Below are 12,405 nucleotides of genomic sequence, written 5' to 3'. Positions count from 1 at the left end.
CCATTCGCCAAGCCATTCGACTGCCTGCAAACGCGCAGCATCCGACAGGCCGAGGCGGCCAGTGACGGGCACTGGTATGCCCGCACCAACGGCGGCAAATGGTACCGCAACAACATGGAGTGCCCCACCCTTGCACCGCGCCGGGCGCTGGTGCACGTCAGCCCGATCGGCAGCCAATGCCGCGGCGATATCGTGCAAGTCATTGATTTCACGCTGGGCGGTGTGAACTATGGCGGCTGCGGACTGGGCAGCTGGGAGCAGGTCGACGGCCCACCGCCCAAGAAACCATCCAGGTAAACGCAACACTTCGCTCGGTTATGCGCGCGCTGAAAGCCGCGTAGTGATGGCATCCCAGATAACAGCCGGCGTGTTGGTGCCATTGAACCGATCAATGGCCCGCAGGCCGGTGGGCGACGTGACGTTGATTTCGGTCAGGCAGCCGGCGATCACATCGATTCCCACGAAAATCAGCCCGCGTTGTTTCAATTCCGGGCCAATGCGGGCGCAGATTTCCTGTTCGCGCGGTGTCAGCCCGGTGGGCTGGGCGCTGCCGCCAGCGGCGAGATTGGAACGGATTTCCCCCTGCTTTGGCAAGCGGTTGATGGCGCCGGCGGGCTGGCCATCGACCAGCACGATGCGCTTGTCGCCCAGCGCCACATCGGGCAGGAACGCCTGCACCATGAACGGTTCGCGCCACACGCTGCCGAACAATTCCACCAGCGCCGGCAGATTGCCATCGTTCTTGTCGATCAGGAAAACCGCCGTGCCGGCATTGCCATACAATGGCTTGACGACAATAGCGCCATGGCGGGCGCGAAAATCCATGGCTTCGGCCAGGCTCTTGGTCACCAGTGTCGGCGGCATCAGATCCGGAAAGCGCAGCACGAACAATTTTTCGGGCGCGTTGCGCACCTGCGCGGGATCATTCACCACCAGCGTGGCATGCTGCACCTGTTCGAGCAGGTGGGTGGCGGTGATGTAGCCCATGTCGAACGGCGGGTCCTGCCGCATCAGCACCACATCGACATCATCGGCCAGATCGATGCTGCGCGGCGGCCCAAGCCATTCAAAATGCGCGCCCGGCTGGCTGCCCACGGTCAGCGGCCGCGCCAGTGCCCGCACCCGGCCATTTTCGGCGGAAAGATCATCGGCCAGATAATGGAACAGGCTGGCCCCGCGTGCTTGCGCTTCCTGCATCAGCGCCAGGCTGGAATCGCCGGCAACATTGATGGTTTCGATCCGGTCCATCTGGACCGCGACGCGCATTGTCATGGTGTAAAGCCTTGCCTGAAAATCAGTGGAATCAATTGTCGGACCGTGCCAGCGTGGCCAGCGTGGTGCGGATACGCTGGCCCAATGCGGGATCGTGCGTCGTTTCCAGCATCGCGGTCAGGCTGCCGCGGGCTGCGGACAAGCGGCCGATGCGCTGTTCAAGCTGTGATCGCTCCCACCACAGCGCGCTGATGCGCGGGGCCACGGTGGTCAGCCGTTCATACAAGGCCAGCGCCCGCAGCGTATCGCCAGAAAGCCGCGCCCGGCCGGCCTGATTGGACACCAGCCGCACCAGCATCTCGCGGTTGCCCATCACCGGAAAGCGCCCCGCAATCGGAAGGCCGCCGCCCTGGCGGGCAATATCGGCAGCGCGCGCTGGCGTGACCGTGGTGCCATGCTCAAACGGATCGATCAGCGCCGAATCGCCGCCGCCGTGCACTTCCACCAGCACATGGCCGGGCAGCGCCAGGATATCGGCGCGCCAGCCCACCCGCCGCGCCAGCCCGACATACAGGATCGACAGTGCAATCGGCAGGCCGCAGCCGCGCGCCGCCACCGCCACCAGATCGGCATTCAAGGGATTGTCATAATCTTGGGTATCACCGGAAAAACCGCCTTCGCCGGCAATCAACCCGGCCAGTCGCAGCGCTTTGGCGCGGCCAGTGGCCGGCGCGCTATCCTGCTGCAAATTGATCGCCCAGCCTTGCATCAGCCGGCGCAGGCGCATGGCATCGCCGCGCGGCCGATCCGCCAGGCTGAGCGCTATGCCGGCTTCGATCAGATCGATATCGCCGTCATCCATCAAGCCGATTTCTGCCAATTCCATCAATATCCGTCCCGCCAGATCGCCACCAGATGCACGGGCAGCGCCCACGGCCTGATCAACACCGCATCGTGCCGAAGCACAGCGCCCGGCCAGCCATGGCGCGGAGCCAGCCAGCGGGCGGCTGCCTGGCAACGCCGCGCTGCCGCAGGATGCAGCGCCGCGAAGCCGGAGTCGAGAGCCGCGCGTGCCTTCACTTCGATGAACACTAGTGTGTCGCCCCGGCGCATCAGCAGATCAACCTCGCCTACCGGCGTTTTCAGGCGCTGGCCGATCAGGCGATAGCCCTTTGCGATCAGCCATATCGCCGCGATGCGTTCGGCCCATCGCCCCCAGCGTTCATTGCGGCGGCGACTATTTTGTCGGCTCATTCGCTGCCCTGCCTGATCACCAGCGCCCGGGCGTACACCTCGGATTTGGCCAGCCCCAGCGCATCGGCAACGTGGCGGGCAGCATCTTTCACTTTCATGGTGGCCAGGGCCGATTGCAAAGCGGCATCCAGATCGTCTTGCGTGGCGGCAGCGGCTGGCAGCGGCGGACCAACCAGCACCACGATTTCGCCTCTTGGTGGCACCTCGGCCCAACGCTCGGCAAGCACTGACAGCGTTCCGGTCACCATTTCCTCGTATCGCTTGGTCAATTCCCTGCCCACGCCGGCCGGCCGATCGCCCAGCACGGCCAGCAGCGCAGCCAGCGTGGCCGCCAGCCGCGGGCCTGATTCGTAAAACAGCAGCGTGGCCGGCACCGCTGCCAGCTGCGCAATGGCATCACGGCGGGCCTTGTCCTTGGCAGGTAAAAAGCCAGCAAACAGAAAGCGATCGGTGGGCAGACCAGCGATGGACAGTGCGGCAATGGCAGCGCAGGCGCCCGGCACAGCCAGCACCGTTACCCCGGCGTCGCGGGCATCGGCAACCAGCTTGAAGCCCGGATCGGAAATCAGCGGCGTGCCGGCATCCGACACCAGCGCCACCGGCTCAATCAGGGCGCGGGCAATCAGACCGGGGCGCACGGCAGCAGCATTATGATCATGATAGGGCTGCATGCGCGTGGAAATGCCGAAATGATGCAGCAATCGCCCGGTGACGCGCGTATCCTCGCAGGCGATCAGGCTGGCGCTGCCCAGCACCCGCACGGCGCGGGCGGTCATGTCCCCCAGATTGCCGATTGGCGTCGCTACGATGTATAGGCCGGGCGCGAGTTCGGCTGTCGGCAATTGTTCGGCGTCGGCCGGTTGGGAAGAAGGATGCTCGATCACATGGCCATCAAGAGCGGTCTTGGCTCCGGCTGGCAAGTGCTGCAGCCAGTCTTGCTGACATTTGGGTTGCTGGTCGCAGCCTGTGCGCCAGTGCGCAAGCCGCCGCCCGTATTGCCGCCGCCGCCGCCGCCCGTGGTAACCCAAGCGCCTCGCCCGGCGGTGTTGCCGGCGGCGCGGCTCAACAAGGTGGCGCTGCTGGTGCCCTTGTCAGGCGCCAATGCGGCACTGGGCGAAACGATTGCAAATGCCGCTGCCCTGGCGATGACCGATCTGGGCAAGCCGCAATTGCAGCTGGTAACCTACGACAGCGCGGTTGGCGCCGGCGAAGCTGCAGCCAAGGCGATTACCGATGGCGCTGGTCTGATTCTGGGGCCGCTGCTGGGCAGCGACGTGCCGGCGGTGTCGGCAGCGGTGGCCGGTCGGCCGGTGCCGATCCTGTCATTTTCCAATGATGCCGGTGTTGCTGGCGGTGATGTGTTCGTGATGGGCTTTCAACCCGGCCAGGCCATCAGCCGCGTGATCGCTTACGCGCGCAGCCGCGGTGTTGAGCGTTTTGCAGCGCTGGTGCCGCAAGGGGCGTACGGCCAGCGGGCGCAACTGGCCTTCGTCAAGGCGGTCAACGATGCCGGCGGCCGATCAACCGCGGTAGTCAGCTATGGCCGCGATCCCGAAAAGCTTGTTGCTGCGGCCCGGCAGGTGACCAATCACGATGCACGGCTGCGGGCCAGCGGCAAGCCGGTGATCCGGGCGGATGGTACCGTGGCCCGCGTGGCCGGGGCCTTGGCGCCAGTGCCGTTTCAGGCGCTGATGATCGCCGATTCGGGTTCGGCCGCCGTGCGCCTGCTCCCGCCGCTGGCACGCTTTGGCGCCGTGCCAGGGCAGATGGTGATCCTGGGCACCGAGCTTTGGAATAACGAACCCGGCCTGGCGCGCATCCCGGCCTTGAAGGGGGCGATTTATGCTACGGTTTCGGATGCCCGCTTCAATCAGCTGGCAGTGCGCTACCGGCAGAAACATGGCGGCAACCCGTCACGGCTGGCGTCGCTGGGCTATGATGCCGTTCTGCTGGCCAACAGCCTGGCGGCGCGCTGGCCGCTGGGTCAGGCATTTCCGCGCAGCGCGCTGCTGGCCCGCGATGGCTTTTCCGGCATCGACGGCGCCTTTCGGTTCACAGCTGCTGGCGTTGCCGAACGCGCACTGGAAGTCGATCAGATCGGCACCGGCGTCGCCTCGCCGGCACCAACGAGCTTTTAGGCAGCAATCTCCGCCAATATGGCGTTGGCCAGCGGCCAGCCAGCGGCCGTGAGACGCACGCCGCTGGCATCAGTGGCTATAAGGCCTTGGGCAGCCAGGCGTGCCACCGCCGCCGGGTTTAGCGCATCGGCCAACGTCGTCCCGGCGCGCATGGCAAAGCGGGCGCTCTCCAGCCCTTCGGCCAGCCGCAGCCCCATCACCAGCGCTTCGGTGGTGCGTTCCGGCACGGTGAGTGCGGTTTCGCTGTCCATGCCGTGGCCCGATGCGGCCACGCCGGCCAGCCATTGCTCGGGCTTTTTGCGGCGCAAGGTCGCCACGCCATTGCGGCGACCATGCGCACCAGGGCCGATGCCGGCATAATCGCCGTAGCGCCAATAGACCAGATTGTGGCGGCTTTCCTGGCCGGGCCGGGCGTGATTGGAAATTTCATACGCCGGGATGCCAGCCGCTGCCGTCTGGCTTTGGGTGATGGCAAACAGATCGGCGCTGGTGTCTTCGTCGGGCATGATCAACTGGCCGCGGGCGTGCAGCGCCGCAAAGCGCGTGCCGGGTTCGATGGTGAGCTGATAAAGGGACAAATGGCTGGTGCCAAAGCCGATTGCCTGCGCCAGTTCTGCCTGCCAGGTTTCGCGGGTCATGCCCGGCCGGTCACAGATGAGATCGAAGCTGACTCGGCCAAACGTCGCCTGCGCCACATCAAGCGCCGCCAGCGCCGCTGCCATATCGTGCGGCCGGCCCAGCAATTTCAAGGCGGCATCATCCAGTGCCTGCACCCCCAATGAAAGCCGGTTGACTCCGGCGGCAGCAAAGCCGGCAAAGCGCGCGGCCTCCACGCTGGATGGGTTGGCTTCCAGCGTGATTTCGAGATCGGGCTCCGGCGTCCAGTGCTGCACGGCTGCCTCGATGATGGCTGCCACGGTTGCCGGCGGCATCAGGCTGGGCGTGCCGCCGCCAAAGAAGATGCTGGCGAGCCGGCGACCCGGAAGGCGCGCTGCTTCAAAGGCCAGATCCGCCAGCAGGGCCGCCTGCCACTGCGCCTGATCGACCGACGCGCGAACATGGCTGTTGAAATCGCAATAGGGGCATTTGGTGACGCAAAACGGCCAGTGGACGTAAAGCGCAACCGGGGGCGCGTCACTCATGCGGCGGGCGGCAGCAGCGCTGCAAGCATCCGAAAGGCCCGCGCCCGGTGATTGTCAGCTTCTTTGTCGGCGCGCGCCATCTCGCCATAGGTTTGCGATGCGCAGTCCATCAGGAACATCGGATCATAGCCAAAGCCGTTGCCGCCACGCGGCGGCCATACCAGTGTGCCATCCACCCGGCCTTCCACCTCCTCGGTATGGCCATCGGGCCAGGCCACGCATAGCGCGCAGATGAAATGGGCGGTGCGCGGCTTGCCACCCAGTTCGTCGTTCACCCGCGCCATGGCGAAGGCAAAATCCTTTGTCGTGCCGGCCCAGCGCGCCGAATAAATGCCCGGCGCGCCGTTCAGCGCGTGCACACACAGGCCGCTGTCATCAGCAATCGCCGGCAATCCGCTGGCTGTTGCAGCCGCCAAAGCCTTCAGCCGGGCATTGCCGATGAAGCTGTCTTCAGTCTCGTCCGGTTCCGGCAGGCCCAGACTGCCAGCCGACACCACATCCAGCCCATGCGGGCCAAGCAGCTCGGCAAGCTCCACCACCTTGCCTTGATTGTGCGTGGCCAGCACGAGCCGGCCGGCCGCCAGCGCTCTCATCGGCCCACCGCAGCCAATTGCGCCGCAAACACCTCATTGCAGCCGATGCGGGCAAGCCGCAGCAAGCGCAGCAGCGCTTCTTCGTCAAAGGGCTCGCCCTCGGCCGTGCCCTGCACCTCAACGATGCCGCCCTTGTTGGTCAGCACGAAATTGGCGTCGGTGCCGGCATTGCTGTCTTCGATATAATCGAGATCGAGCACTGGATTGCCTTCGTAGATGCCGCAGGAAATCGCTGCCACCTGCGTGGCCAGCGGATCGGCCGCAAACGGCGTCTTGGCGTGGATTTGATCAAGCGCCAGCCGCAGCGCCACCCACGCGCCGGAAATCGCCGCGGTGCGCGTGCCGCCATCGGCCTGTATGACATCGCAATCCAGCGTGATCTGGCGTTCACCCAGCGCGGCCATATCGGTGACCGCGCGCAACGATCGCCCGATCAGGCGCTGAATTTCCTGGGTGCGGCCCGATTGCTTGCCCTTGGCCGCTTCGCGGTTGCCGCGGGTGTGGGTGGCGCGGGGCAGCATGCCATATTCGGCCGTCACCCAGCCCTTGCCGCCGCCGCGCAGCCAAGGCGGCACCCGATCTTCGACGCTCGCGGTAACCAGCACATGGGTGTTGCCGAATTTCACCAGGCACGATCCTTCGGCATGGGCGGAAAAGCCGGGGATCATCTCGATTGCCCGCATCTGATCGGGGGCGCGGCCGGATGGGCGCATGGGGACATACTTTCGAAGGTGGAGGATGTATACGCCATATGGCGCGGCGGCACGAAAGGGAAGAGGCGTGACCCCATTGCGCCGCTGCCGCGGTCACCATAAAATGGCGCATGCAAAAAACCCCACCGCTCGCCGAGCTTAATGACCGGGCGCGCGAGATTTTCCGGCAGATTGTCGATTCCTACCTGATCTCGGGCACGCCCGTGGGCAGCCGCACCTTGTCAAAAGGCGGCGCGCTGGGCCTGTCGCCCGCTTCGATCCGCAATGTCATGCAGGATCTCGAGGAGCTTGGCTTGCTGGCGGCGCCGCACACATCGGCGGGCCGGCTGCCCACCGAACTGGGCCTGCGCATGTTCGTGGACGGCATGATGCAGGCATCGGAAGTGTCAAACGACGAACGCGCCGCGCTGGAAGCTGGGCTGATGCCGGGCGTGGCCATGGAAGATGCACTGTCACGCACCACGGCGGCGCTGTCGGGCCTGTCGCATTGTGCCGGGCTGGTGCTGGTGCCGGGCCGCGAAATGGTGATCCGTCAGGTCAATTTCGTGCCCTTGTCGCCAGTGCGCGCGCTGGTGGTGTTGGTTGGCGCCGATGGCAGTGTGGAAAATCGCCTGCTTGATCTGCCGCCGGGCGTGGTGCCGGGCACGCTGGAGGCCGCTGCCAATTATATCAGCACGCGGCTGGCTGGGCTCACCATGGCAGAGGCCATGGTGCGATTGCAGCAGGAAATCGCCCGCGATCAGGCCGCGCTGGACGGCATCACCCAGGCCGCTGTTGCGGCCGGGCTGGCGGTATGGTCGGCGGATGCCACGGCGCGCCCAGTGCTGATCGTGCGCGGCCAGGCGCAATTGATCGAAGGCGAAATGGACATCGAAAAAATCCGCCAGCTGCTCGATGATCTGGAGGACAAGGCGGAATTGATCCGCCTTTTGGATATGGCGCGCGGCGCCGATGCCACACGGATTTTCATAGGCGCGGAATCTCGTTTGTTCTCGCTTTCGGGTTCCAGTGTGATTGCAGCGCCGTATCGCGGCAGCGATGGCCGTGTCATCGGCGTTGTGGGGGTTATCGGGCCAACGCGGTTGAACTATGCGCGTGTCATCCCCATGGTGGATTACACCGCCCGAACCTTGAGCAGATTGGTATCATGACCGACACAACCGACACATCCGAAAGCCCGGAACTGGCCCCCGAATCCGCCGAAATCGCGGACACCAGCCCGGATATCGATCTGGCTGAAGCCCTGCTGGCCAAGGATCAGGAAATCGCCGATCTGAAAGACCGGGTGTTGCGCGCGCTGGCCGATGTGGAAAACACGCGCCGCCGCCTCGATCGCGACAAGATCGAAGCGACAGCCTATGCCGTGACCGGCTTTGCCCGCGATATGCTGGCGGTGGCCGACAACCTGCGCCGCGCTGTGGCGGCACTGCCCGCTGATGGCTTTGACGGTGTGCGCGCCGGCATCGAAGCCACCGAACGCGAATTGCTGGCGATCTTTGGCCGCCACCATGTCGCCAAGCTGGGCATCACAGCCGGCGCCGCCCTCGATCCCAACCAGCACCAGGCAATGATCGAAGTGCCTAGCGATCTGCCCGCCGGCAGCATCGTGGCCGAACTGGCCAGCGGCTGGACCATCCGCGACCGCCTGCTGCGCCCGGCTATGGTCAGCGTCGCCCGCGCACCGGATTGAAACGGCGGTTATTGCAGCGGCTCAAATCTGACGCTTGGTTCCCATCTTGATGGGGCTGCAAATGATAGATTTCGGGATATTGTTGCCATTGCTGGCGGCGCCGCTGAACATTCGTTATTTTGAAAAGCGGACACCCCTTGCGATAGGTGTGGCGCACAATCGCGCCGCTGTTCGTGGCGGCGAAGGGTTGGCGTAGCCGCCGGGTGTGTCAATTTGGGGGCTTTAGATGGCGACGCATTCCACGTTCCGGGAACCTGCAATCAGGATCACTGCAATGCCGGCTGATGCCAATCCGGCCGGAGACATATTTGGCGGATGGCTGATGGCGCATATGGACATGGCGGCAGGTATTGTCGCAGCTCGCCACTGCAAAGGCCGGGCAGCCACCGTGGCTGTGGAAGCCATGAAGTTTCTCCAGCCGGTGCGCGTCGGCGACGAGGTGTCAGTCTATGCAGACTTGGTACAAACTGGCCGCACGTCCATGACCATCGATGTCGAGGCATGGCGCCGCGATCGCACAGGCGATGAGCGGTCACGAGTCACCCAGGCGCGTTTCATTTTCGTGGCACTGGACGCGGAGCGCCGGTCGCGGGTGATACCGCGGTCGGAAAGTGAGGATGCATCCAACCAGAGCCAGTAATCAAAGAAGCAGTCAGTGGCGCGCAGCGGTCCGCAACGAGACCATCCGTTAATCGGGTTTGTCGCATGAGCGAGAGACCAAAATTGGGACGTGTCCGCCATTCAGGCCGCAGTCGCCAGACGACGGCTTCTTCCGAGAGCGGACCTCAGCGGATTCGCGATAGCGAAGTCTTCAAAAGGGTGCGAGTTGGTCCGTTCAACGTCGGGCATCTCTCAAGCTGAATGCACCAGTCGCGGACGCTCGGGCCAATTTCTCGGCTATTGAGTCCAAAACACCTTGACGCCTATCCCGCCCCCGCCGCGATATAGTAGCCAGCGATGGTATCGACCATATTCTGTGGATTGGCGCCGACGAGATTCGTCATCACAATCACTGCTACGCCGTCGTCGGGATAAATGAAGAAGGTTGATCGGCCACCGCCGATGCCGCCGACCGCCCGGCGCTTCGTTCCGGCAAGTATCGGCCAGCCCATCGCCCAGATATTCGCGCTGCCATCGTTCAGCACGTCGGGTTGCCACATCCGAGCAATGGTTGCTGGCGCCAACAGTTTTCCCCTCTGCAATGCGATGATCCAATCAGCGACATCGTCGGCAGTCGCATAAAGACCGGCACCAGCCCGCGTCGAAACCGGGATATCGTCAATCCAGTGATAAAGCGTACTTCTGTCCGCTGGGCCGGCGCCACGTCCGGCATGCTGGCGAATATATACGTCGGCTCGTCCGGGAACGATGTCGTACCCGTCTCCGAACCGCGCGGCGGGCAACGAGGCGGGGGTAAACTGCCGTTCGGTCAAAAACTTCTCGAATGGACGCCCACTCAGTTTCTCGATCAGTCGGCCGAGCAGGACATAGTTCGTCTGATTATAGGCGAACGCCGCGCCGGTCTCCCCCTCCATCGGAAGCGTCTGAACCTTGGCCCAGGCTTCCGCGTCCGAGCCTCCCCCGATCAGGCCCATTTCATCGACGATGTTGGGCAGTCCGGAGGAGTGGGCGAGAAGCTGGCGGATTCGAATCGCACGCCACTTTTCGGGCAAGCCGTCGAGATAATTTGAGATCGGAGCCTCGAGATCGACCCTCCCCGCTTCGGCAAGTTGCATGATCGCAACACCCGTAAAGGACTTGGTCGCCGAATTGATCGGGAACAGCGTTTGACGACTGGCAGCGATCTGCTGCTCGATATCGGCGAAGCCATAGGCCTCGGACATGACGACACGACCATAGACAACAATCGCAAACTGAAGCGCAGGGATGTGGCTCTCCTCCATCCTTGCTTTCAGAAGTGCTCTGGTCTGATCGTTGGCCCTTGTGATCGCGGCAGGCGACATTGCGGTCGACGCCGCCACTGCCGTCGTTTCGACGGAAAGCGAGCTTCCAGCCAAAGCTAAACTCAAGACGAGCGACAAGGCACGAACTGTCATGAGAATTTGGTTCCTGCCTGTGATAGAAGCGTGGATGCGTGCGCTTCGGCGCAGGACATAAACGCATGGTTGGTTCGGGTAAACACGTGAGTGAGCTTGGTGTTCGTGACCGAGTTAACAGCTGCCATTCTGCGAAAGCCGCGATAAAGAGCCGGATTTTCTATCCGGAACGCGAATGTCGAACACCTAACGCTGAACAGCATGAACAATCGCGCCTTGCTGACCGGCAGATCTCTATCAGTTGAGGGGCTGCTTCTGCCGTGAGCGGTCATTCCGCGATCATCGCGGGAACGTCGCATTCTGGGTCGGAAGCAGACCTTGCTGACATGACAAGCAAGCGCATGATTCTGACCACACCCCGCTGGCGGGCAGGGGTCACCCCTGCGCGTCGGGGCCGGCCTTCACGCGTCCGGCAGTGCCCAGCCCACTTCTTTTTCAGCCGCGCGCCGGTCCAGTTCGGCGCGGCTGATTTTTTCGGATGCAGATTTCAGTTGGCCGCAGGCGGCCATGATATCGCGCCCGCGCGGGGTGCGCACCGGCGCTGAAATGCCGGCCTTGAAGATGATATCCGAAAAGGCGGCGATGCGGCTGCCCGGCGAACATTCATAGGCGCTGCCCGGCCACGGATTGAACGGGATCAGATTGACCTTGGCCGGCAGCCGATAGCGCCGGATAAGCCGCACCAGTTCACGCGCATCGTCGTCGCTGTCGTTCTTGCCGTTCAGCATGACATATTCAAAGGTGATGCGGCGGGCGTTGTTGGCGCCGGGATAATCGGCGCAGGCCTGCAACAATTCCTCGATGCCATATTTCTTGTTGATCGGCACGATCTCGTCGCGGATTTCCTTGGTGACGGCGTGCAGCGACACCGCCAGATTGACGCCGATCTCGTGGCCGGCGCGCACCATCATCGGCACCACGCCGCTGGTGGACAGGGTGATGCGCCGTTTGGACAGGCCCAGGCCGTCACCGTCCATCACGATGGCCAGCGCATCGCGGACATTGTCGAAATTGTACAGCGGCTCCCCCATGCCCATCATCACGATGTTGGTCAGCATGCGGCCTTCGGCGGTGTAGTTGTTGCCGGGATTGTGCGCGCCGGGCACATACGGTCGATCTTCATCGTCTTCATCTGTATCCGGCAGCGCCGGCAGGTTGGCGGTGCCGTTGGGCCATTCGCCCAGCGCGTCGCGCGCCAGCATCACCTGGCCAACGATTTCGGCCGCGGTCAGATTGCGCACCAGTTTCATGGTGCCGGTGTGGCAAAACCGGCAATTCAATGTGCAGCCCACCTGGCTGGACACGCACAGGGTGCCGCGCCACGCATCGGGGATGAACACGCATTCGGCTTCTTCGCCATCATCGAAGCGCAGCAGCCATTTGCGGGTGCCGTCGCTAGACACTTGTGCCGTCACCACTTCGGGGCGGCCCACCACGAAGTGCTGATCAAGCAGGGCACGCATATCCTTGGCGATGTTGGCCATCGCGGTCACTTCGGTGACGCCGCGGTGATAGAGCCAGTGCCAGATCTGGCTGACGCGCATGTTGATCTGTTTGGCCGGGATGCCGATATCGGCCAGCGCAGCGCGCAAATCGGCGCGGGACA

15 protein-coding genes are annotated in these 12,405 nt (G+C 63.8%); 6 read left to right on the top strand and 9 right to left on the bottom strand.

Features of this window, described 5'->3' with window-relative positions; genetic code table 11:
• Positions 1 to 297 (top strand): hypothetical protein (locus ABWP50_RS02820; protein WP_353216470.1); only part of this gene is annotated, 297 nt, incomplete at its 5' end.
• Positions 298 to 315: 18 nt separating this feature from the next.
• Here ABWP50_RS02820 and gshB read toward each other — a convergent pair.
• Genes gshB through rsmI form a run of 4 tightly spaced genes read right to left on the bottom strand, consistent with a single transcriptional unit; the run spans position 316 to position 3,350 of the window.
• Entirely contained in the window at positions 316 to 1,272 is a 957-nt protein-coding gene (gene gshB / locus ABWP50_RS02815; RefSeq protein ID WP_353216469.1) for a glutathione synthase, read from the bottom strand.
• A 31-nt stretch (positions 1,273 to 1,303) separates the two neighbouring features.
• Entirely contained in the window at positions 1,304 to 2,098 is a 795-nt protein-coding gene (locus ABWP50_RS02810; RefSeq protein WP_353216468.1) for a transglutaminase family protein, read from the bottom strand.
• Entirely contained in the window at positions 2,098 to 2,466 is a 369-nt protein-coding gene (locus ABWP50_RS02805; RefSeq protein WP_353216467.1) for a YraN family protein, read from the bottom strand. The genes ABWP50_RS02810 and ABWP50_RS02805 overlap by 1 nt, the downstream gene beginning before the upstream one ends.
• Complete coding sequence (rsmI, locus tag ABWP50_RS02800; RefSeq protein ID WP_502950960.1) at positions 2,463 to 3,350, bottom strand: 16S rRNA (cytidine(1402)-2'-O)-methyltransferase; 888 nt, start codon at positions 3,348 to 3,350, stop codon at positions 2,463 to 2,465. The genes ABWP50_RS02805 and rsmI overlap by 4 nt, the downstream gene beginning before the upstream one ends.
• Here rsmI and ABWP50_RS02795 point away from each other — a divergent pair, their 5' ends adjacent.
• Positions 3,351 to 4,604 carry a penicillin-binding protein activator gene (locus ABWP50_RS02795; RefSeq protein ID WP_353216466.1) on the top strand — a complete coding sequence of 418 codons (1,254 nt, stop codon included), beginning with the start codon at positions 3,351 to 3,353 and terminating at the stop codon, positions 4,602 to 4,604.
• Here ABWP50_RS02795 and hemW read toward each other — a convergent pair.
• Genes hemW through rph form a run of 3 tightly spaced genes read right to left on the bottom strand, consistent with a single transcriptional unit; the run spans position 4,601 to position 7,052 of the window.
• Positions 4,601 to 5,746: a radical SAM family heme chaperone HemW gene (gene hemW, locus ABWP50_RS02790; protein ID WP_353216465.1), complete on the bottom strand. Its 1,146-nt coding sequence runs from the start codon at positions 5,744 to 5,746 to the stop codon at positions 4,601 to 4,603. The genes ABWP50_RS02795 and hemW overlap by 4 nt on opposite strands.
• A complete protein-coding gene (gene rdgB / locus ABWP50_RS02785; protein ID WP_353216464.1) occupies positions 5,743 to 6,339 on the bottom strand; it encodes an RdgB/HAM1 family non-canonical purine NTP pyrophosphatase in 597 nt (198 codons plus the stop codon). Before rdgB ends, hemW begins: the two co-directional genes overlap by 4 nt.
• Positions 6,336 to 7,052, bottom strand: coding sequence for a ribonuclease PH (rph, locus tag ABWP50_RS02780; RefSeq protein ID WP_353216463.1), 717 nt, complete (start codon positions 7,050 to 7,052; stop codon positions 6,336 to 6,338). Before rph ends, rdgB begins: the two co-directional genes overlap by 4 nt.
• Positions 7,053 to 7,162: 110 nt before the next feature.
• On the opposite strand from rph, the gene hrcA reads away from it, so the two are divergent.
• From hrcA to ABWP50_RS02760, 4 genes are all read left to right on the top strand, one after another.
• The gene (hrcA, locus tag ABWP50_RS02775; protein WP_353216462.1) at positions 7,163 to 8,203 is read left to right on the top strand and encodes a heat-inducible transcriptional repressor HrcA; all 1,041 of its coding nucleotides are present in this window, start codon (positions 7,163 to 7,165) and stop codon (positions 8,201 to 8,203) included.
• Positions 8,200 to 8,742, top strand: coding sequence for a nucleotide exchange factor GrpE (gene grpE, locus ABWP50_RS02770; RefSeq protein WP_353216461.1), 543 nt, complete (start codon positions 8,200 to 8,202; stop codon positions 8,740 to 8,742). Before hrcA ends, grpE begins: the two co-directional genes overlap by 4 nt.
• A 46-nt stretch (positions 8,743 to 8,788) precedes the next feature.
• A complete protein-coding gene (locus tag ABWP50_RS02765; RefSeq protein ID WP_353216460.1) occupies positions 8,789 to 8,938 on the top strand; it encodes a hypothetical protein in 150 nt (49 codons plus the stop codon).
• Positions 8,939 to 9,016: 78 nt separating this feature from the next.
• On the top strand, positions 9,017 to 9,382 hold the full coding sequence (locus ABWP50_RS02760; RefSeq protein WP_353216459.1) for an acyl-CoA thioesterase: 366 nt from the start codon (positions 9,017 to 9,019) through the stop codon (positions 9,380 to 9,382).
• A gap of 283 nt (positions 9,383 to 9,665) precedes the next feature.
• Here the strand turns inward: ABWP50_RS02760 and ABWP50_RS02755 are convergent, their stop codons facing one another.
• Both ABWP50_RS02755 and rlmN read right to left on the bottom strand, forming a co-directional pair.
• Positions 9,666 to 10,799, bottom strand: a complete 1,134-nt coding sequence (locus tag ABWP50_RS02755) for a serine hydrolase domain-containing protein (protein ID WP_353216458.1) — start codon at positions 10,797 to 10,799, stop codon at positions 9,666 to 9,668.
• A 401-nt stretch (positions 10,800 to 11,200) separates the two neighbouring features.
• On the bottom strand, positions 11,201 to 12,405 hold a 1,205-nt coding region (rlmN, locus tag ABWP50_RS02750; protein ID WP_353216457.1), incomplete at its 5' end, for a 23S rRNA (adenine(2503)-C(2))-methyltransferase RlmN.

Source organism: Sandarakinorhabdus sp., from assembly GCF_040398645.1.
Lineage (GTDB): Bacteria > Pseudomonadota > Alphaproteobacteria > Sphingomonadales > Sphingomonadaceae > Sandarakinorhabdus.
The sequence above is the reverse complement of the archived record's forward strand: the minus strand, read 5'-3'. Positions and strand labels throughout refer to the sequence as shown.